This is a genomic window from Paractinoplanes ferrugineus, assembly GCF_016862195.1.
In the GTDB taxonomy this organism is placed as follows: domain Bacteria; phylum Actinomycetota; class Actinomycetes; order Mycobacteriales; family Micromonosporaceae; genus Actinoplanes; species Actinoplanes ferrugineus.
The window spans coordinates 1-21,476 of the sequence record NZ_BOMM01000001.1 but is presented as its reverse complement, the minus strand read 5'-3'; the positions used below and the strand labels follow the sequence as shown (position 1 = coordinate 21,476).

The window sequence follows — 21,476 nt, the reverse complement described above, 5'->3', positions numbered from 1 at the left end:
GCCGCCTGTTCGTCTCGCTTCCCGTTTGGAGCAGCCTCCATGTCAACCGACAACCCCTTCGCGACGCAGCGGTCCAGCGCAATGCCCTACCAGCGGTACGCGCCGTACGAGAAACAGTTCAAGGTCGAGGTAGCCGACCGGCAGTGGCCCTCGCGGCACGTCGAGGCGGCCCCCCGCTGGTGCGCGGTCGACCTGCGGGACGGCAACCAGGCCCTGATCGACCCGATGTCCCCCGAGCGCAAGAAGCGCATGTTCATGCTGCTGGTGCAGATGGGCTACAAGGAGATCGAGGTCGGCTTCCCGGCGGCGTCGCAGACCGACTACGACTTCATCCGCCAGCTGATCGAGCAGGACCTGATCCCGGAGGACGTCACCGTCCAGGTGCTGACCCAGTGCCGGGAACACCTGATCGAGCGCACCTTCGAGTCGCTGCGCGGGGCCAAGCGGGCGATCGTCCACTTCTACAACTCGACGTCGGTGCTCCAGCGCCGGGTCGTGTTCGGCCTGGACAAGGACGGCATCACCGACATCGCCACGAGCGGCGCGCGGTTCTGCCAGAAGTACGCGGAGATCCACACCCCGGACACCGAGATCTTCTACGAGTACTCCCCCGAGTCCTACACCGGCACCGAGCTGGAATATGCCCTGGAGGTCTGCTCGGCCGTCATCGACGTCATCGACCCGACCCCGGCCCGGCCGCTGATCATCAACCTGCCGGCCACTGTCGAGATGGCCACGCCGAACGTCTACGCCGACTCGATCGAGTGGATGCACCGGCGCCTGCCGCGGCGCGATTCGGTGGTGCTGTCGCTGCACCCGCACAACGACCGCGGCACCGGTGTGGCGGCGGCCGAGCTGGGCCTGCTGGCCGGCGCCGACCGCATCGAGGGCTGCCTGTTCGGCAACGGCGAGCGCACCGGCAACGTCGACCTGGTCACCCTGGGCCTGAACATGTTCTCCCAGGGCATCGACCCGATGATCAACTTCTCGAGGATCGACGAGATCAAACGTACGGTCGAGTACTGCAACCAGCTGCCGGTGCACGAGCGGCACCCGTACGTGGGTGACCTGGTCTACACCTCGTTCTCGGGCTCCCACCAGGACGCGATCAACAAGGGTTTCGCCTGGCTGAAGGCGGATGCCGACGAGGCCGGCGTCGAGGTCGACGACTTCACCTGGGGCGTGCCCTACCTGCCGATCGACCCGAAGGACGTAGGCCGCAGCTACGAGGCGGTCATCCGGGTCAACTCGCAGTCCGGTAAGGGCGGCGTGGCGTACATCATGAAGGAGGAGCACAAGCTCGACCTGCCGCGGCGGCTGCAGATCGAGTTCTCCGGCGTGGTGCAGCACCACACCGACGAGGAGGGCGGCGAGGTCTCCCCGCAGCAGATGTGGGACATCTTCGCGGGCGAATACCTGGTCGACCACCAGGTCGCCGCGGCCTTCAAGATCGAGGGCTACAGCACCGCCACCGTGGACGGCAAGGTCGAGATCGACCTGGAGGTCTTCCACCGCGGGGTACGCCGTCCGCTGGTCGGTGTCGGCAACGGCCCGATCGACGCGTTCGTGCAGGCCGTGGCCCCGCTGGGAGTTCAGGCCCGAGTTCTGGACTATCAGGAGCACGCGCTCACCGCGGGTGGCGACGCGCAGGCCGCGGCCTATGTCGAGGTCGAGGTCGGGGACCGGGCGGTGTGGGGCGTCGGCATCGACGCCAACATCGTCAGCGCCTCGATCAAAGCGGTCACCAGCGCCATCAACCGCGCCCGCTGATCTCATCCCCGCGTGCCGCCGTGTCACCCGGCGGCGCGCGGGATGATCCACCCACGAGGGACCGACTCGGGCAGACCGGGCGGAGCACTTCTAGTCTTAAGGCGTGCCCCCTCACACTCCTCGCTGGACTCTGTTCGTCGCCGCCGCCGCCCTGACCCTCGCCACCACCGCGTGCGAGAACGTCTCGGCCGGCGGCGGCTCCACCAACGCGCCGACCACCACCTCGACCTCCGGTTCCGGTGGCGGTAACGCCACCGCCCAGTTGGGCCGGCTCAAGGTCGCGGTGGCCGGCTCCATGAAGGGCTACAGCCGGGAGAAGTTCCCGCACTGGAAGAGCACCGGGACCAACTGCGACGTCCGTGACTCGGTCCTCAAGCGCGACGGCACCAAGGTCAAGCTCTCCGGATGCAACGTGGTGGCCGGCACCTGGAAGAGCATCTACGACGGCAAGACGATCACCTCGCCGACCCAGATCGACATCGACCACATGGTGCCGCTGGCCAACGCGTGGCGTTCCGGCGCGGCTGCCTGGACCACCCCGCAGCGGGAAACCTTCGCCAACGACCTGGACGATCCTCAGCTCGTAGCGGTGTCGGCGTCGTCCAACCGATCCAAGGGCGACCAGGATCCGTCCACCTGGAAACCGACCGACTCCAGCGCGTGGTGTGAGTATGCGACAGACTGGGTGGCGGTGAAGACCAAGTTCAAGCTGACGGTCACCACTGCCGAGAAGAAGGCCCTAGTCGACATGCTGGAGAAGTGCTGATGAGCGACGCCGCTCCCACCGGCTCCACCCCGAAGCCCGCCGCACCCAAGCCGGCTCCGCCCAAACCAGCCCCGCCCAAGGCGGCCACCACGCAAGCGACCCCACCCCCGCCGGCCCCACCCCAGCCGGCCCCGGCGCAGCCGGTCGCCGACAAGCCGGCCGAGGACAAGCCGGCCGAGGACAAGGCGGCGGGGTCCGGACCGCTCGCGGCAGCGGCGGCCAAGGCAGTGGCCGCGGTGGACGCCGCCGCGGACAAGGTTGCCGCCATCGTGAACAAACCGGCGGAGCCCGCTGCGGCGACTCCGCCGGCGGCGCTCACCACCGACATCACCGCCGGGCAGGGCGGGGTGATGACCGACGAAACCGGCGTGATCACCGGTGAGTTGACGCTGAAGACCGAGGTCAGCGGCAACGACGTCGTCGTGCGGGTGCAATACAAGGAAGCCGACGAGTGGTACGCGGTCACCGGCGCCAAGGCCACCGTGAAGGACCCGGCCGACGCCGAGGCGATCCACAAGGTCGCGGTCGGCATCCTGAACCGCCCCGAGGGTTAGGCGGTCGCCGCGGCACGCGGCTTGCCGTCATGAGAGCTCGCGCACCCGTCGGGCCGGGAACTGCCCCGGTCCGGCGGGTGCGACGCACCCTCGTACCTCTGCGGATTTAAGCCGGCGCCGAAGCCGGCCGCCGGCCCGCCACCTGTTCGTCGTCCACGATCGGGAAGTGACACGCGGTCTGGTGGGACTGCGGGTCGTCGAGGCGGGTGACCAGCGGGGGCTCCTCCGTCGCGCAGATGTCCTGGGCCTTCCAGCAGCGGGTGCGGAAGCGACATCCGGACGGCGGGTTGATCGGGCTGGGCACATCGCCGGTGAGCAGCACGCGCTCGCGCTGCGCGCGGTCGCGCCGGACCGGGTCGGGCACCGGCACCGCCGACATCAGGGCGACGGTGTACGGGTGGCGCGGGTTCTTGTAGAGGTCGTCGCGGTCGGCGATCTCCACTACCTTGCCCAGGTACATGACGGCGACCCGGTCCGAGATGTGCCGGACCACCGACAGGTCGTGCGCAATGAACACGTAGGTCAGGTCGAACTCGCGTTGCAGGTCGTCCAGCAGGTTGACGACCTGCGCCTGGATCGACACGTCGAGCGCCGACACCGGCTCGTCCGCAACGATCATCTTGGGGCGCAGGGCGAGCGCGCGGGCGATGCCGATGCGCTGGCGCTGGCCGCCGGAGAACTCGTGCGGATAGCGGTTGTAGTGCTCCGGGTTGAGACCGACCAGTTCGAGCAGCTCCTGCACCGCCTTCTTGGTGCCCTGCGGGGTGGGGATGCTCTGGATCTGCAGCGGCGCGGCGATGATCGAGCCGACCGTGTGCCGCGGGTTCAGCGACGAGTACGGGTCCTGGAAGATCATCTGAACGTCGCGGCGCAGCGGCCGCATCTGGTTCACCGACTTGTGGCTGATGTCCTGACCCGCAAAGAGGATCTTGCCGGCTGTCGGCTCCAGGATCCGGGTGAACAGCCGGCCCGCCGTGGACTTGCCGCAGCCGGACTCGCCGACCAGGCCGAGCGTCTCGCCGGCCCGCACCTGCAGGTCGATGCCGTCGACCGCACGCACGGCGCCGACCTGCCGCTTCAGCAGGCCCTTCGTGATCGGGAAGTGCTTCTCCAGCCCGGTCACCTCGAGCAGGTTCTCGCTCATGTTCATCAACTCCGCTCAGAGGTTCGGTAGCACTTCCTGCTGGAAGATCTTGGTGCGATCCTCCTTGGGCAGGTGACAGGCGACCATGTGCCCATTGCCGACCTCGGCATCACGCAGCAACGGCACCTCGGTGAAGGATCGAGTGCCGTTGCGGCCGGCGAAGGGACAGCGGGGGTGGAAGGCGCAGCCGTCCGGCAGATTGATCAGGCTCGGCGGGGTGCCCTTGACCGGGGTGAGGCGGTCGCGGACGGCACGGTCCAGGCGCGGCATGGAACCGAGCAGACCCCAGGTGTACGGGTGCTGCGGGTTCTGGAACACGTCGACCGCGTTGCCCTTTTCGATGATCTTTCCGCCGTACATGACCAGGACGTCGTCGGCGAGCTCGGCCACCACACCCAGGTCATGGGTGATCATGATGACCGCCGACCCGAACTCCTCCTGCAGATCGCGGATGAGGTCGAGGATCTGCGCCTGCACGGTCACGTCGAGCGCCGTGGTGGGCTCGTCCGCGATCAGCAGCTGCGGGTCGTTGATCAGCGCCATCGCGATCATGGCGCGCTGCCGCATGCCGCCCGAGAACTGGTGGGCGTAGTCGCTGAAACGCCGCTCCGGCTGCGGGATGCCGACCCGGGCAAGCATGTCGATGGCCCGTTCCCGGGCCTCCTTCTTGCTCGCCCTGGGGTGGTGCACCCGGTAGGCCTCGACGATCTGCGACCCCACGGTGAAGTACGGGTGCATGGCGCTCAGCGGGTCCTGGAAGATCATCGCCATCTTGCCGCCGCGCAGCAGGCGGACCTTCTCGTCGGTCGAGGTCACCAGTTCCTCGCCGTCGAGCCAGATCTCGCCGGTGACCTTGGCGTTGCTGCGGGTGCGGTGCAGGCCGAGGACGCCGAGCGAGGTGACGCTCTTGCCCGAGCCGGACTCGCCCACGATGCCGAGAGTCTTGCCCTTCTCCAGGGAGAAGGACGAGCCGCTGACCGCCTGGACGATGCCGTCGTCGGTCTCGAAGCGGATGTTGAGATCTTTGACCTCGAGGTACGGCCGTGGGTTGGCACCGGCGACGGACTCAGGGGTGGTGGTCATGGAAGCCTCCCTCAGCCCAGCCGGACGCGCGGGTCGATGACGCCGTACAGCAGGTCGACGATCAGGTTCATGATGACGATGAAGAACGCGGCGAACAGGGTGACGCCGAGAATGGTCGGCAGGTCGTTGGTGCGGATGCCGTTGAGCGCCCAATATCCCAGGCCGCGCAGGTTGAAGACAGCCTCGGTGAGGATCGCGCCGCCGAGCAGCGCGCCCAGGTCCAGGCCGAAGACGGTCACCAGGGGCGTGAGACCGGAACGCAGACCGTGCTTGCCGATGACGGTGCTCTCCCGCAGACCCTTGGCCCGAGCGGTCCGGATGTAATCCTCGCCCAGGGTCTCGAGCATGTTGGCCCGGGTCAGTCGGGCATAGGTGGCGGCGAACAGGAACGCCAGCGTCACCCACGGGAGAATCAGGCCGGAGAACCACTTGGCGGGATTGTCGACGAACGGGGTGTACTCCGGGTTCGGCAACCAGTCCAGGCCGTACACGAAGATCGTCAGCGCGAGCAGGCCGGTGAAGTAGATCGGCAGTGAGACACCGGCCAGCGCCACCGTCATCACCCCTCGATCCCAGACCGAGCCGCGCCTGAGTGCGGAGATCACGCCGAAGAGGATGCCCATCAGGACCCACAGCACCGCGGCGCCGATGGCGAGCGAGATCGTGACCGGGAGGGCCTTGATCAGGATCGGCCAGACCTCCTGGTTGGTCTTGAAGGTGTAGCCGAGGCAGGGTGCCGAGCAGTGCGTGACGTCGGGACCATTGGCGTAGTCACGGCCGGCCACGATGCCCTTCACGAACTTGCCGTACTGCACGATGATCGGGTCGTTGAGCCCGAGCTTCGTCCGGATGCCTTCGACCGCGACCGGGTCGGCCTGCTTACCGATGTAGAGCAGGGCCGGGTCGCTGCCGGTGGCCTTCGGCACGAGGAAGAAGACGCCGAACGTCACAAGGGTGACCACGAGCAGCGTCACAACGGCGTTGAGCAGCCGCCGGATGAGATATGCCAGCACGACTTTCGGCCGAACACCGGGCGGGTGCCGAGCTCTCGCGAACCCGGCACCCGCCTGGCGGGGGCGGCCTTCACCTGCCCTTCGATTTACCCGTTGCTACAGCGACTGGTTACTTGCCGTCGCTGACGCCGAGCGACGCGAAGTCCACCATGGCCAGGCCGGAGTGGAAGTACACGTTCGTCAGCCGCGGGTTGTAGTAGTTGAGCGCCTTGTCGAAGACGAACGGCAGGTAGTAGAAGCCGTCCATGACCTTCTTGTTGGCTTCCTGGTAGTCGGCACCCGCCGCGGTGGCGTCCTTCTCGCTCAGGCCCTTGGCGAACAGTGCGTCCACCGACGGGTCCTTGATCTCGGGAAGGTTGTAGTTGCCGTTCGCCACCAGGAACTTGCTCGAGGCGAGCGGGGCGAGGTATCCGTAGCCGGTCGGGAAGTCAGCACCCCAGCCGGCGATCATGATGCCGTAGCCCTTCTGGTGCACGTTGTTCGGCGAACCGACAACGGTGGCGATCTGCGAGCCGTCGTACTGCTCGATGGTCGCGTTGATGCCGACGGTCTTCAGCGACGCCTGGAGGGCGGTCGCGGTCGCGATCTCGGCCGGCTTGTTGTTCCGGACCGCGATCTTGGTGCTGAAGCCGGTGGCTTTGCCACACGCGGTCAGCGCCGCCTTGGCCTTGTCCACCTGCGGCTTGCCCTGGGCCCGACCGTACGGGTCGTAGCTCTTGTCGGCGCCGAGGATGTTCGGGGGCAGCATGTTGGTCGCGATGTCGCCGCCGGCCACCGGGCCGCCACGGGCGGTCTGCAGCGTGGTCGGGTCGGACGCGTAGACGACCGCCTTGCGGCACTCGATGTTGTCGAACGGCGCGACGTTCTGCGAGATCGCGGCGTAGCGGATGAAGCCGTTGTTCGGGTTCGCCGCGTTCGCCTTGAGCTTCTCGTCGGTCAGGATCTGGGTGCGGGCCTGGGTGGCCACACCGCTCTGGCTCGCGTCCATGTCGGCGGTGCCGGCCAGCAGACGGGAGTCCATGTCCTCAGCGTTCGTGGTGATCGTGAGGGTGATCTTGTCCGGCAGCGCCTTGCGGTTCGGGTCGGTCGCCGCGTCCCAGTTGGTGTTGCGCACCAGGGTCGCGCCCTTGCCCGGCTCGATGCTCTCGAACTTGTAGGGGCCCGAGGAGGCGGGGGCCAGGCCGTACTTGGCACCGGTGTCGCGCTTCTGCGGAACCGGAGCGCCACCCGGCAGAGCCAGCTCGTACGGGAAGTTCGCGTTCGCGGCCGCGAGCTTGAAGACGATCGTCGAGTCGTCCGGCGTCTCGACGGTCTTCAGACCCAGCTTGTTCGGGTCGGTGTCCTTGTACGGGCCGGGGTACTTCTGGCCCTGGTCCAGTTCGTCGGTCAGGTACAGCGGGCCGCCGGGGACGACGTCCTGCGCGAAGATGCGCTCGATGCCGTACTTGATGTCCTTCGACGTGATCGCGGTCCCGTCGTCGAACTTCAGACCGCTCCTCAGCTTGAAGGTGTAGGTCTTGCCGTCGGCGCTGACCTCGGGGGCGGCCTGGGCCAGGTCCGGAGTCAGGATGAGGCCGTCAGCGCCGGGCTTCGGCGTGTAGGTCATCAGCGTCCGGCTGTAGAGCCGGTTCATGTTGATCGTCCAGGCGTAGTAAGAGATCGCCGGGTCGAACGAGTCAGCGTCCTGGGGGCTCCACAGGTTGAGGGTGCCGCCCTTCTTGTCGCTGGCGTTGACGACCTTGGTCGCCGCCGCGTTGAAGGCCGCGCCGGTGTCCGACGAGCTCCCGTTGCTCTTGTTGTCATCGGAGCCGCCACCGCATGCGGCGGTCAGCCCCAATGTGAGAGCGGCCGTCGCGGCCACCATCACCTTCGTCTTGCCTGCCACCTAAACTCCTACCTCCTAGAACGGCGACCTGCGGGTGTCGCCGAGACTCATGCGTTGGAACGCTCCGTTGCCGGAGGGGTCTTGCTCGTTCCGCGGGCCGACGGACGCTTACCGGGCTTTTGGATCCAGGGCGTCGCGCAGACCGTCGCCGAACAGGTTGAACGCCAGCACGGTGATGAAGATCATCGCGCCTGGGATGATCATGAACATCGGGTCGTACCGATAGAACTGGAGCGCGTCCGAGAGCATGCCGCCCCAGGATGGGAAGGGCGGCGGGATACCCACCCCGAGGAAGCTCAAGGCCGCCTCGGTGAGGATGTTCGTCGGGATGATCAAGGTCGTGTAGACCAGGATCGGGGCCGCGAGGTTGGGCAACATCTCGCGGAACAGGATGCGCGGCGAGCGGGCGCCGAGGCTTCGAGAAGCCTCCACGAACTCGCGCTCCCGCAGCGAAAGCGTCTGGCCACGGACGATCCGACCGATGTACGGCCAGCCGAAGAACCCGATCACCACGATCAGCACGATCGTTCGCGACCATCGGGTGTTGAAGCCGAACATCGACTGCGGCAGCACCGACACCAGCGCGATCGAGAACAGCAGCTGCGGGAACGCCAGCAGGAAGTCCATGATGCGGCTGATCACCGAGTCGACCCAGCCGCCCAGGAAGCCGGCGCTCATGCCGAACAGCACGCCGAGGAACGTCGACAGGAAGGCCGACAGGAACGCGACCGTCAAGGTCGTCTGCGCGCCGTAGACGATGCGGCTGAAGATGTCCCGGCCGTTGACCGGCTCGACCCCGAGGATGTAGTCCTTCGAGAGACCGCCGAGCTTGCCGAGCGGCAGGCCGAGGGTCGGATCGATCCGATCGTTGTGGTATTCGTCGAACGGATGCCCGAGCAGCTTGATCAGGAGCGGGGCGATTATCGCGATCACGATCAGGGCGATGATGACGACGCCGCCGCCGACCGCGACGCGGTCCTTCTTCAGACGTCGCCAGGCGATCTGCTTGAGCGACCGACCAGCGATCGCCTTCTCGCCCTTATCCCGAACCTGAGCCGCGTCGGCGGTGGGCGTCGTCTCGTCATGCAGCGACGTCTCCGGGCCAAGCGACATCTAGCGCCGGTCCTCTCCCGGTGACCGGCGCAAAGCGGGCAGCTCACAGCCCATCAGCACGCCGTCGAGGGGCGGACCGTAGGCGATGGCTCCCGCAGCGTCCGGCAACCGATCGGTTGTCTCGTGCCTCGAGTGCCGACCCTCGTCGCGGCGGTCAGATGAGCCCGCAGCACGAAGGCACTCGACGGCGGGGGTGCCGCCATCGGAAGGAACATTCACCTAATGCGGTGCCTCGGTCAAGTTCACCGACCGCACACGGGCAGTTCCGTGTCTCCCTCGTGATGTGGCTGTGACCTCTGGCACCGACCAAACGGAAACTACCGCGTCAGATGGATCGGATCTAGCTATTCCGGACTAAACACGTGCGAGCCGTTACAACCAAGTTACGCAATGTCGATCTAGATAGCTCTGCGTCCCTCGAAAGCACGACCCAGCGTGATCTCGTCCGCGTATTCGAGGTCTCCCCCGACCGGCAAACCGCTCGCCAGCCGAGTGACGGAGATCCCCATCGGTTTGATCATAAGAGCTAGGTACGTCGCCGTGGCCTCACCCTCCGTGTTCGGGTCTGTGGCGAGAATCAACTCCTTGACCTCGCCCGTCCCGAGCCGGAGAAGCAGCTCACGGATGCGTAGCTGGTCCGGTCCGATGCCCTCGAGCGGGTTGATCGCCCCGCCCAGCACGTGGTAACGCCCCCGGAACTCATTGGTGCGCTCGATCGCCACCACGTCTTTCGGCTCTTCCACCACACACAGCACCTCGCCGGTGCGGCGGGTGTCCCGGCAGACCCGGCACTGCTCCGACTCGGCCACGTTGAAGCACGTGGTGCAGAAGCGAACCAGCTCCTTCACCTTGCGCAGCGCGGTCGCGAGCCGGTTGACGTCGGCCGGGTCGGCCGAGAGGACGTGGAAGGCGATCCGCTGGGCGCTCTTCGGGCCCACGCCCGGGAGCCGCCCCAACTCGTCGATCAGGTCCTGGATGGCGCCTTCGTACACCGGCTCAGAACCCCGGGATGCCCAGGCCGCCGCCGAGACCGCCGGTGGCCGGACCCATCTTGGCCTCGGTGAGCTCCCGCTGCTGCTCAGCGGCGTTACGGATGGCGGCGAGCACCATGTCCTCCAGCGCCTCCACGTCGTCCGCGTCGACAGCCTTGGGGTCGATGCGCACGGACTGGACCTCGCCCAGGCCGGTCATGACCACGCTGACCAGCCCGCCACCGGCCGTGCCGGTCAACTCGGCGGCGGCCAGCTCGGCCTGCGCCTGAGCCACCTGCGCCTGCATCTTCTGCGCCTGCTTCATGATCTGCTGCATGTTCGGCTGTCCACCGGGCCGCATCGCCACGTCTCCTCGAGCTAAAAGTCGCCGATTGACCACTCGACGCCCAACGCCTGTCGCGCCGATCGCCGCCCAGCGTAGCCGCCCCACCGGCTGCCCCAGCCACACGCCACCCACCAGCCTCGACCCGCCCAGCCGCCCGCAGCCCCAGCCGTCGCGGGCCCGCTCTCACCGGCGCGTCAGCTCTCGCCGATCTTCTCCGCGCCGAGCAGTTCCCGCAGGAGTCTCATGGCCTGTTGTTCGCCGCTTTCCCGGGCCGCCTTCTCGTCGAGCACGTCATCAAGCGGCTCGTCGCCCGGGTCGAAGCCTTCGAACGCGCTACCTCCCGACGCTCTGGCCCCCGACGCGCCGGCCCCCGCAGCTTTGGGCCCCGCCGCCCTGACGCCGGACGCTTTGCTCCCCGACCCGTTGCCCCCGGGTGCCGGCGGCCCGTCGAACTCGGGGTCGTAGGGCGCTTCCTCGGTAGGCGAACCGTCGGCCCAGTTCCCGTTCCGGGCCGCGGCCGCTCCGCGACCACCGTTCTGCCGCCCGGCGGCCGCGGCGGCCGCTGCCGCCTTGGCCGCGGCAAGACCCCCACCGGCGTTCCGGGCGGCCGGCGCGGCCGTGGCGGCACCTCCCGGGGCGGAGGGCGCTTCAGCGGGCGCTCCGGGCGCCGTTTCAGCCGCGGACGTCACAGCGGAGCTGACCGCCCCAAGATGAGTCGGTGCCGCCGCAACGGAGTCGGCGACCTCGGCGCGGTCCGGCGCGGACGCAGCGGAGCGGACAGCCTCTGGGCTCCCTGGTGCGGACACCGTAGGGCTGCCGGTTTCAAGATGGGCCGGCGCGGACCCGGGGCCGGCTGACCCGGGACCGGGCGGTGCTGACGCAGCGGGGCCGGCGTCGACCTCCGACCGAGCCGTTGGCGCCATGGTGGCGCCTGCAGCTGCTGAGCCGGCCGGCGCAGAGCCGGGCGGCACAGAGCCGGGCGGCACAGAGCCGGGCGGCACAGAGCCGGGCGGCACAGAGCCGGGCGGCGCAAAGCCGGGCGGGTCGGCGGCTTCGGGACCTCGCGCTGTCCGAGACGGCTCGGGCCGGTCTGCGGAGCCGGGATCGGCTGCACCGCCACCCCCGGTGGCAGCTGGGGGCATTGCGGCTGCGGGCGTCGTCGCTGGGGGCGTTACGGCTGCGGGCGCTGTGGCGGCCGGCTCGCCGGGGCGGGCGGTGGCCTCGGTCGCGTCGTCGGCGGGTCCATCGACCGGCTTGTGGGTGCTCGGAGCGACTCCGCCGACCGGGTGTACCTCCGGCCAGTCCTCCTCGTCGTCCTCGACCGGGGCCGCGGAGGACGGCGTTGCCAGGCCGCCGGGTTTGGCCGGCTCAGGCCAATCGTCGTCGCCACCGGCCGGCGTCTCGGTCTCCTGGCGCCGAGCCTGCGGTGGGCGGGCCGCCGCGGCCTGCGACTGGTTCGCGCCCGGTGCCGGCCGGGAAGGCGCCGTGACCTGGGCGCGCGCGGCCGACTCGCGGGGGGCTTCGGTGCGCGCGGGCGCCCGGCCCCCGCCGTTCGGCGGCGTGTCCCGGCGTGCGGCGACCCGGGCCGCCGGCACGTTGCCGCCGCTACCCACCTCGCAGCGGATCTGCCAGCGAACGCCAAGCGTCTCGTAGAGCGCGTCACTGATCAGCGAGATGAACCGGGAGATCCGCTCGACGAAGCTCGGGTGCTGGAAGACGAGCACCAGGGTGTCGCCCGCAAGAGCACGAACCACCGCGCTGGCCGCCATCGGCCCCGCGATCTTGCCGCCGGACTGCTGCTTGATCGCCGTGATGATCTCCGGCCAGGCCTCCCGGACGTCATCCACCGTCAGCTGCCCGGGGATGTCGGCGACGGCAGCGGCGCCCGGCTCTTCCGGCGCATCGGGCAGAAGCCCGACCGGTTCGGCGGACGACGCTCGAGCACCAGCCACCGCCGGCTCCGCGGACCTGTCGGCCGCTTCGCCTGGGTGGGACGCCGCGTTCTCGGCAGACGCCGCGCTGCCGGCCGCTTCGCTCGGGCGAGACGCCGCGTTCTCGGCCGCTTCGCCCAGGTGGGATGCCGCGCTGTCGGCGGCCTCGCTCGGGCGGGAAGCCGCGCTGTTGGAGGCTGGGTCCGCCTGCGCCGGGCCTGTTTCCGGCCCGTCCGCGGCGGCCGCTGGAGGACCCTGGTCGGCGACGGGCTCGTAGTCCGGCTCGTCGTCGTCCCACGGCGGTTCGTCTTCGTAGTACTCCGGGTCGCCGGGCATGCCCTCGTTGGCCAGCCGCTTCGCCGCGGCCGTTTCCGGCTCCGACCCGCTCGGTCCGGACAGCGCCTCAGCGGTCCCCGGCGGCGGCGCGGTGGGTTGGGACGCCGCCACGGCCTCAGCCGGCTCAGGCGCGACCACAGGCGATGCCGACCCGGACAATCCGTGCCCGGAAGCAGCCGACGCAGGTGCAGGCGCAGCCGACGCAGGCGCGGGCGACGCAGGCGCAGCGGACACGGGGGCAGCGGAGGCAGGCGCAGGAGACACGGGGGCTGCGGACACGGGGGCAGCGGACACGGGGGCGGCAGGTGGCGCGGACCCCGGCTGGCCGGCCGGTCGGCGGCCGGCGGCGGACTTTCGGCTGGCCGCGGCGGCGGCAGCGGCGCGAGCGGCGGAGAGTCCGCCACCGCCCCGGGCGGCCGCCTCCGAGGTCGACTCGGCCGCGGCCGGCGTCAACTCTGCGGCGGGGACGCCGGAGATCGGGGCGGAACTGGTCTGGGTCGGAGCGGGTGGGGCGGGCTCACCTCGTACGGCAAGGAGGTCGCCGCCCTGCGCGAGTCGCCTCTCCATGCGTTCCAAGCGCTGCAGGAGCGCGCCGGTGGAATCTTCCGCGCCGGGCAGCAGCATGCGGGCCGTGACCAGCTCCAGGAGCAGGCGGGGGGCCGTTGTGCCGCGCATCTCGACCAAGCCGTTGTGCACGATGTCGGCGCAGCGGGAAAGGGTGGCCGGGCCCAGGCGGCCGGCCTGGGCCGTCATGGTTTCCAGCTGGTCCGCGGGGCCGTCGATCAGGCCCTTGGTGGTGGCGTCGGGGATCTGCTGCAGGATGATCAGGTCGCGGAAGCGCTCGAGCAGGTCGGAGGCGAAGCGGCGCGGGTCGTGGCCGGCCTCGGCGACGCGGTCGATCGTGCGGTAGGCGGCAGCGCCGTCACCGGCGGCCAGGGCGTCGCACATCTCGTCGATCAGGGCCACGTCGGTCACGCCCAGCAGGGCGACGGCACGCGAATAAGACACACCGTCGGGGCCGGCGCCGGCGATCAGCTGGTCGAGCACCGAGAGCGTGTCCCGGGCCGAGCCGCCACCGGCCCGCACCACCAGCGGGAGGACGGCGGGCTCGACGTGGACGCCCTCGGCCTCGGTGAGCTGCTGGAGGTAGGGGCGGAGCACGGCCGGCGGAATCAGCCGGAAGGGGTAGTGGTGGGTGCGCGAGCGGATGGTGCCGAGGACCTTCTCCGGCTCCGTGGTCGCGAAGATGAACTTCACGTATTCCGGGGGCTCTTCGACCAGCTTGAGCAGCGCGTTGAAGCCGGCCGACGAGACCATGTGGGCCTCGTCGATCACGTAGATCTTGTAGCGGCTGTTGGCGGGCGCGAAGAACGCCTTCTCGCGCAGCTCGCGGGCGTCGTCGACACCACCGTGCGAGGCCGCGTCGATCTCGATGACGTCGATCGAGCCGCCGCCGTCGTTGGCCAGCGAGCGGCAGGAGAGGCAGACGCCGCACGGCTCGGGCGTGGGTCCCTGCTCACAGTTCAGCGAGCGGGCCAGGATGCGAGCGCTGGAGGTCTTGCCGCAGCCACGTGGGCCGGAGAACAGATAGGCGTGATGCAACCGGCCGCTGCGCAGCGCCTGCGACAGCGGTTCGGTGACGTGTTCCTGCCCGATCACCTCGGCGAACGTCCGCGGACGGTACTTGCGGTACAGAGCGAGTGACACTACCCCTCCTCAACGACCGCGCCATTGTCCGTCGGGGGTACGACAAGAACCAAAAGAAAGGACCTCTCGTGCACCCGTCAGAGCCCGCTTATCCTTGCTGCCTTCCGGCCCTGGGGAGGTTCACGAGATACACGCCGCACGAGAGGCTGCCCAGAAGTCTAGCGAACCCGGACGGCCGCCCGCGCGCCGACCCGCACGAGACCCGGGCAACCGGCGTCTGTATCCTGGCCGACGGAGGATTCGCCTAGTGGCCTAGGGCGCACGCTTGGAAAGCGTGTTGGGGGAAACCCCTCACGAGTTCGAATCTCGTATCCTCCGCCAGCCTGAGGAGGGCGAAGCGTGAAGGCCGGACCGACAGGTCCGGCCTTCGCTGTACCTCCGTCTCAGTCCTCGTCTCAGTGAGGGCGCTGGCCAGAGCGGCGGGCACATACGTTGCGCGGGCTTGCCATCAGCGGTGGGCGCCTGATCCTGGGGCCAGGCCAGGGCCACCCCTTGCACCAGTCGATGATGCTGGATCGCCACGAGACCGATCCTCAGGGCCTGGCCATGAAAAAGCCTAGTAGAAGAACACAAAGCTGGATTACGCCTATCAGATTGCCGACTATCGGCCTTCTACATATACGATCCACTACCATACCAATGTGTTCAATGGAAAATTCTCAGACGATCCCATCACAACGAAGAATGAAGATCGACTAGACCGGGCCGACTTCGCAGATCACGTCAGTGCTCTTTGCCGTAAGTTACCTGAGCAAGGGCCGTCCTCAGTAATCGCACTGGTAGGACCATGGGGGAGCGGAAAATCATCACTTTTATCAATGATTCGAGAGAATTTCATTGCGGATGACACCTGGCTCGTTACTGACTTTAACCCTTGGCTATTTTCCGATCTCGAATCCCTTGTCTTGAGCTTCTTCGGGGCCTTGAAATCTGGTTTGCCCAAAACGATGAAGGCGAAGGACGCCCGCGAGAAACTTGGCAAATACACGGAAGCCGTAGCTCCGCTGGGAACACTTGGAGCCCTGTTCGGCTTGAACGCTGCCCCTGCGATGCAGAAAATCGGAGAGTTACTCAAGGGCGACGTCTCGGCGGACGCACTACGCATTCAGCTTGAGGACTCGCTCAAGAAGCTCGGCCAGAAGGTACTAGTAATCGTCGATGACCTCGACAGATTGGATCCAATTGACCTTCTACTGGTATTAAAACTGATTCGACTGGTAGGACGACTTCCCAACGTCTTCTATCTGCTTGCATACGATGAACGCACGCTGATTGACGTTCTGCGCCGTTCCGACCTAGCCTGGAACGAGCCGGGACGAGCACGTAGTTATTTAGAGAAAATAATCCAGGTCAGACTGGATCTGCCCGAGGTGCACCCTCGCGAGATCGAGGAGATGGTCGATGCAGGGTTCTCGGCCCTCTCTGCTGGCCACAAGGTCGCCCTCACGGGGAGCGACCAAAGCAGACTAGGGAGTTCGTACGTCAAAGTCATGCGAAGGTACTTAAGCACCCCTCGCGCCATCAATAAGTACTTCGCACAAATTAATGCGACCTACCCTCTCGTGGAAGGTCACGTCAATTTCATCGACTTTGCTCTCGTTAGCTTCCTCCGGACATTCGAATCGTCCGTATACCGCATGATCTGGGAGAACCGCGACAACTTCATCAGGACCGACCGCCATAGGATCCCACGAGCCAAACCGGAGCCTAGCGAGTCGCTGGTCTATTGGCGCAATAAGATAATTGAATGCGGTATCACCGAAGACAGCACGCAGCCGATGCTTGACTTTTTGAAGATGCTTTTCCCTGCATTCGGCTCAACCCTAACGGATAATGGCTCCTTCATCGACACCGAAGGATTGGAGGCTCGCCATTCAGTCGGCAGCGAACACCACTTTGACCGATACTTCCAATTCGGGATAAGCAAGTTTGACCTGCCAGACGCCACCATCATCAACGCCCTAGCAGAAATCGATACCCAGCGGCCTGCCGAGAACGCTGCACTTCTGGGAAACATGTTCGAGGTTTCCTCCACGTCGGCCATCACCAAGACCTCTCGCCTAGTACAGGCCCATCGTCCGTCGCGGCCTGGTTTGTTGGTGGACTACCTGTCAGAAATCTATCCAAAACTAGACAACACCTTCAACCTGACCAACATATCGAGCAAGATTTCTCTGCGCCAACTAGTTTTCTCGATTTTGGACTACATCGCTGACGAAGTTAAGCTACGACAGGCACTTTCAGATATATCAAGTAATGAGGCCACGTTCTTGCTACTAGAAATCTCAAGAATGATCAGTAAATCTGGCGAGGAGATAACGTGGGGAAGCACGCTAGTCTCAAACGTCCTCCTTAGGGCCATGACCCTTGCCCGCGCTACTGAAAGCGTTCCATTCGAGCAGGTCGACAAGCGGGTACTTCAGCTCGTTCGCTTTTGGCATCAACACGAGCCTGATCGGTGCAGGTCTTGGATCTGGTCGCCAATTAACGACGGCACTTGGCCTCTGACAGAATTGCTGGTTTGTCTCGTCCAAGAGGCTGTTATGATGAGTGCCGATGCATCGCGCACGATAGCTGGTTTCGATACAGAATTTGTGACGCAAATTCTGGGGCTCGATGAAGTAGTCTCAGCACTCGGCGAAAACCTCACCGAGGCTGAGCTCCCTGAGAACTTCGAAGACATATGGAATCCGTCGGCAGAACTGAAGAAGGACTATGCAATACGAAAGATCATTGATCTTTCTCACGTGCACGGATCTGCCGACTTGGCGCCTATCGAAGAGCCTCCAGAGGTGCAACTCGACTCGGGTGAAATTCCAGACAATCCGCACCGCTAGGCAACAGCTATTTGGGTTATTTGGGGCCTGCGTTCAAGACCACATAAATCTATTTACTGAAGGTCTCACGATTGTGCTACAAGGGCCAGGGACAGTCTCTGACCCTTGTAGCTAAGCATCTTCAAGCCGGCACCTTCGCCAAGACCCAGCAGACTCGGCATATAGTGAATTTTCCGGACCGCCTCTCCGCGGTCAAGTACTCGCGTGCCATATAAGTTCTCCGACCCGCGACATCGTCCCGAACTGGATCGGTCACGTGCTGATAGCACGCGGCCATGCCGGTAGTAGCCCAACCCATGACGTCCATCGCCAGGCGTTCGTGGACTCCGAGAATCATGAGCATCGTCGCGCCGTATGCCGCGCGTCGTGCAACCGAGCGTTCCTCACGCCAGCCGCCTTCGACCTTTTCCACTCATGAAACTATGGAACCTGCGCCTGATCGCCAGCCTTGGCCAAGATTCGCAGCTCTGGTCAACGCTGTCCTTCACAAGTCCCGCCTACGGCCACACGGTTCAGGAGATATTCACCCTTGCATGCACGACCGAGGCGATGATCGACCGCACTTTGATCAAGATTCTCATCAAGGATGACCTCGCGAAGGCCGAGTTGGTGGCTGACAAGCTCCTCGGCCCACTAAGGCCTGTTTCAGAAGTCGGTGGCTGATGTGAAGGTCACGGCGTGGCGGTGATCAATAACTGAAGAGGTCTCCGGTAAACGGTTCTGCGACCAAGCAAGAACTTCATACCGGAGATCTCGTGGCCACCTTAACGGTGACGAGGCGGCATGACCTGACCGATAGGCGGTGGGCTGTGCTGGCCCCGCTGCTGCCTGCCGCGTCGTCGATGGGTCGGCCGCCGAATTGGGAGAAACGGCAGCTGATCGACGGGATCCGGTGGCGGATCCGCATCGGCGCACCCTGGCGGGATGTGCCGGCCGAGTACGCGCCTTGGCCGACTGTCTACGGGCCTTTCCGGCGTTGGTAGCGCGACGGAACCTAGGATCGGATCCTGTCGGCGTTGCAGGCCCAAGGCGATGCGGATGGTCGCATCGACTGGACGGTCAGCGTTGACTCCACGACCAGCCGCGCCCATCAGCACGCTGCAGGTGCCCGCACCGACGGGCATCTGCAGAAGGAATCACCCGGTGGGGTCCACGACGAGCCGGCCGATCATGGACTGGGCCGATCTCGTGGCGGGCTGAAGACCAAGACGCATGTGGCCTGCGAACAAGGTCAGAAGGTGTTGTCCCTGATCGTCACCGCCGGCCACCGTGGCGACAGCCCGCAGTTCATCCCGGTCTTGCGCCGCATCCGGGTGGACCAGCCCGGTGTCGGCCGGGCCTGATCGCGTCCTGTGCTGGTGCTCGCTGATAAGGCCTACACCAGCCGCGGCAACCGCAGCTACCTGCGCAAGCACGGAATCAAAGCCTGTATCCCCAGCAAAAGCGACCAGGACGCCCACCGCAAAGCCAAAGGCTCCCGCGGCGGGCCGCCCGCCGAAGTTCGAACCGCAGCTCTACCGGCTACGCCACGCCATCGAAAACGGCATAGCCCGACTCAAACGCCACCGTGGTATCGCCACCCGCTACGACAAGTTAGCCGTCCGCTTCCAAGCCGTCCTGACCATCACGATCATCAGCGAGTGGCTCTGACCGCCCTTATGAAACAGGCCTTAAGGCGCGAGCGAAAGGTGACTTTGCTTCGGCCAGCGCTAAAAGTTGAAGGCGCCAGCGATGCCGACGAGCTGTCGACCAGGTCAAGACGATCTTTCACCTCCTAGCCAGGCTCGTCCACGGAGCCGTCACGGACGCCCTCGGAAGCGGAACCAGTATCCGTCTCTCTGTCTCACAGCGAGGAAGGACGGCGATGGTAGATCTCGACCTTGAGGATGCTCTGCGCGTGGTTGAGGAAGGTGGCCGCACGCTGGACCGACTCGCCGAGATTGCCGATCAGAAGCCGAGCTAGTCACCAATGACCCCCCGATGCCGTAAAGCCTCCTGAGAAGCGCGCTCGCGGATGTTTCCACTGGCGTGGAGGAGAGGGCCGGGTCGAGGCAACCCGCAGGCGGCGTCCAAGTCAAAGCAACCCATGGCTCGCACACCCGGAATCCGAATTACAAAGCAAAGACACAACACCACAGATAGAATTCTGGCTACCCCAGCAACAACCTTGTGCCCGGAATCCGATTGGAGAGATTTTATGTGGCCCGACCTATGCGTTCGATCATGGCAAGGCGTGTTGGCGGCGAGGCTTCCCCCCGAGGACCTCTACGATGAGGGCGCCACGGATCATCTTCTAGAGGCTGCAGAGGCCCGACGGCTTCATGAACTACGGGGCCTATTCTTATCTCAGGTATCCGAGATAGAAGACCTGATGACTCAAATAGTTCAGCATGTTCACGATAGGCAACCAAATCTAATCGGGGGGAAGATCGACAAAATTCCTTTAAGCCGCGCGATAAATGTCGTTCAAGAAGTCACAAAGGAGCTTGATTGCAGCGAGATCGCGGAGAGCGACTTTCCGATGTTCTATTGGATGGTTGCGAGGCGCAATCAACTTACCCACTCCCGCGTCTCGATCGGATACTCCCAGGTCGACTCTCGCGCTCCGCGAGAAGCTGTGATTGCTCTTCTTTACGAGATTCAACCGGGGCGAAATCCAGTCCCCTGGAACGATGCGCCGAAACTCGACGGATATCGCAACCCCGACGACTCCGGATGGACGGGCGACGACGGTGATTTCAGTGAACACGACGTCGAGGTTGACCTCCGGAGACTGTACGTCTGCTTGGAGGTTGCGGTTGACATCCATGAGGCTATCCGGCGAAAGTTGGAGCTTGGCAGTTGACCACGATACCTTCATTTCGGCTATTTGAGATCATCTGGCCACACCGTTACCCCGAACGAGCGACCCATCTCGACGAAGAACCTCGTTAGTGCCTGATCTGCCCCCGGTCCGTCTTTTCGCATCGAAACCACTATCACTCATCACAAAGTTTCGAACCGTCGGCCCAGAGTTTTATTTCTAGTTTCTCTTGATGACATCCGACAGTGAATATCTACTCCCCTGCACGGCGCCCTACACAAGATCAAGATCACCAAGACTCGGGATCTCAAGCGGCGCGGATTCTGGATTCTGAAGATGCCCCGTCTCACGCAACCGATCACGCACTGTCGCCTGCATTTCCGGATGGTTCGGAAAACCCTCAGTGTTCACAACAATAGGATAAAATCGACAAGCACCTTGTGACGGTACGAAATTTCCGATCCGCGCCGGCGATTGTCGATCGTCACAGCGACCTGGCGCACCTCTTCAACAGCCAATTCGCTGTTTTGTTCCAAGCCACGCGGCGAAGCAGCATTCACAGTGTCCCGAGCGGCTTGGCCGGCTGTGACCACTACGACGACCCATGCATCACCGTAATCAACGACGAATGATCGTTTTTGCGGTACGTCTTCGGGAACTCCGCCCGAACGATGAGCCCCGCTTGGACGTGTTGTCTGCGTCCGCCGGGACGAGGAGCGCCGACTGCCTAACCATGAGCTTCCGCGTGTCGCCCGTGCGCCTCGCCGTGTGGGCCGCGATTTCCACTTTTCGTAGCCGAGATTTGACGGTATCAAGACCTGGTGATCGCAGAAGTGTGGCGCGATATCCGCGCCCTACGAGCCCAGCCCACCGGGCTCGCCGCCGCTGACCCCGACCGGGCGTCCTGGTTCAGAGCGGCTCTACGCCAAGCCGAAGATCTCGCCGTTGCGGCAGATGCCACTGACTACGCGACCAGCCCGCTCAGCCTGTTCTACGCTGTAGAGCAGGCTGGCCAGGCCATCGTTCAAGCGCGGAAGCCAGACGTCAGCGAAACCGCAAAATCCCACGGGCTTTCCATCCGCATGTCTTCCGGCGGGCTGCTTACGTCGATGATGTGCCCACCACGACTTCGGGAGAGCGCGACGCCAGGGAGGTCCGGCGGATTTCAGGACGTATGCACAACCATTGGCTCGCCGGGGCTCGCCGCTTGTACGGAA

15 protein-coding genes, 1 tRNA gene, 1 other RNA gene and 1 pseudogene are annotated in these 21,476 nt (G+C 65.4%); 9 read left to right on the top strand and 9 right to left on the bottom strand.

All coding sequences use genetic code 11. From position 1 onward, the window contains the following. The first annotated feature begins 39 nt into the window (after positions 1 to 39). From leuA to Afe05nite_RS43555, 3 genes are all read left to right on the top strand, one after another. Complete coding sequence (gene leuA, locus Afe05nite_RS00090; RefSeq protein ID WP_203814826.1) at positions 40 to 1,770, top strand: 2-isopropylmalate synthase; 1,731 nt, start codon at positions 40 to 42, stop codon at positions 1,768 to 1,770. A gap of 103 nt (positions 1,771 to 1,873) precedes the next feature. Then, positions 1,874 to 2,536: an HNH endonuclease family protein gene (locus Afe05nite_RS00085; RefSeq protein ID WP_203814825.1), complete on the top strand. Its 663-nt coding sequence runs from the start codon at positions 1,874 to 1,876 to the stop codon at positions 2,534 to 2,536. Beyond that, a complete protein-coding gene (locus Afe05nite_RS43555) occupies positions 2,536 to 3,090 on the top strand; it encodes a hypothetical protein (protein WP_239117435.1) in 555 nt (184 codons plus the stop codon). The genes Afe05nite_RS00085 and Afe05nite_RS43555 overlap by 1 nt, the downstream gene beginning before the upstream one ends. A gap of 106 nt (positions 3,091 to 3,196) precedes the next feature. On the opposite strand, the gene Afe05nite_RS00075 is transcribed toward Afe05nite_RS43555, so the two are convergent. The 9 genes from Afe05nite_RS00075 to ffs form a co-directional block, all read right to left on the bottom strand. After that, entirely contained in the window at positions 3,197 to 4,234 is a 1,038-nt protein-coding gene (locus Afe05nite_RS00075; RefSeq protein ID WP_203814824.1) for an ABC transporter ATP-binding protein, read from the bottom strand. 15 nt (positions 4,235 to 4,249) lie between these two features. Further along, positions 4,250 to 5,317 (bottom strand): ABC transporter ATP-binding protein, encoded by a 1,068-nt coding sequence (locus tag Afe05nite_RS00070; protein WP_203814823.1) that lies wholly within the window; start codon positions 5,315 to 5,317, stop codon positions 4,250 to 4,252. Positions 5,318 to 5,328: 11 nt separating this feature from the next. Further along, entirely contained in the window at positions 5,329 to 6,330 is a 1,002-nt protein-coding gene (locus Afe05nite_RS00065) for an ABC transporter permease (protein ID WP_203814822.1), read from the bottom strand. A 109-nt stretch (positions 6,331 to 6,439) separates the two neighbouring features. Beyond that, complete coding sequence (locus Afe05nite_RS00060; protein WP_239117434.1) at positions 6,440 to 8,215, bottom strand: ABC transporter substrate-binding protein; 1,776 nt, start codon at positions 8,213 to 8,215, stop codon at positions 6,440 to 6,442. Between the two features lie 108 nt (positions 8,216 to 8,323). After that, on the bottom strand, positions 8,324 to 9,328 hold the full coding sequence (locus Afe05nite_RS00055) for an ABC transporter permease (protein WP_203814821.1): 1,005 nt from the start codon (positions 9,326 to 9,328) through the stop codon (positions 8,324 to 8,326). 398 nt (positions 9,329 to 9,726) lie between these two features. Beyond that, positions 9,727 to 10,320: a recombination mediator RecR gene (gene recR / locus Afe05nite_RS00050; protein ID WP_203814820.1), complete on the bottom strand. Its 594-nt coding sequence runs from the start codon at positions 10,318 to 10,320 to the stop codon at positions 9,727 to 9,729. Positions 10,321 to 10,324: 4 nt separating this feature from the next. Next, a complete protein-coding gene (locus Afe05nite_RS00045) occupies positions 10,325 to 10,636 on the bottom strand; it encodes a YbaB/EbfC family nucleoid-associated protein (RefSeq protein ID WP_239117484.1) in 312 nt (103 codons plus the stop codon). A 203-nt stretch (positions 10,637 to 10,839) separates the two neighbouring features. Next, positions 10,840 to 14,619, bottom strand: coding sequence for a DNA polymerase III subunit gamma and tau (locus Afe05nite_RS00040; protein WP_203814818.1), 3,780 nt, complete (start codon positions 14,617 to 14,619; stop codon positions 10,840 to 10,842). 54 nt (positions 14,620 to 14,673) lie between these two features. Further along, positions 14,674 to 14,770, bottom strand: an RNA gene (gene ffs / locus Afe05nite_RS00035) — signal recognition particle sRNA small type. A gap of 82 nt (positions 14,771 to 14,852) precedes the next feature. Here ffs and Afe05nite_RS00030 point away from each other — a divergent pair. From Afe05nite_RS00030 to Afe05nite_RS00005, 6 genes and pseudogenes are all read left to right on the top strand, one after another. Further along, positions 14,853 to 14,940: transfer RNA gene (locus tag Afe05nite_RS00030), tRNA-Ser, on the top strand. 320 nt (positions 14,941 to 15,260) lie between these two features. Then, on the top strand, positions 15,261 to 17,456 hold the full coding sequence (locus tag Afe05nite_RS00025) for a KAP family P-loop NTPase fold protein (protein WP_203814817.1): 2,196 nt from the start codon (positions 15,261 to 15,263) through the stop codon (positions 17,454 to 17,456). 414 nt (positions 17,457 to 17,870) lie between these two features. Then, positions 17,871 to 18,119, top strand: a complete 249-nt coding sequence (locus tag Afe05nite_RS00020) for a hypothetical protein (protein ID WP_203814816.1) — start codon at positions 17,871 to 17,873, stop codon at positions 18,117 to 18,119. Between the two features lie 92 nt (positions 18,120 to 18,211). Then, positions 18,212 to 19,106 (top strand): annotated as a pseudogene (locus tag Afe05nite_RS00015) (IS5 family transposase). Between the two features lie 583 nt (positions 19,107 to 19,689). Continuing rightward, on the top strand, positions 19,690 to 20,301 hold the full coding sequence (locus Afe05nite_RS00010; RefSeq protein WP_203814815.1) for a hypothetical protein: 612 nt from the start codon (positions 19,690 to 19,692) through the stop codon (positions 20,299 to 20,301). A 779-nt stretch (positions 20,302 to 21,080) separates the two neighbouring features. Then, the coding region (locus Afe05nite_RS00005; protein ID WP_203814814.1) for a YaaC family protein at positions 21,081 to 21,476 on the top strand (396 nt) is incomplete at its 3' end.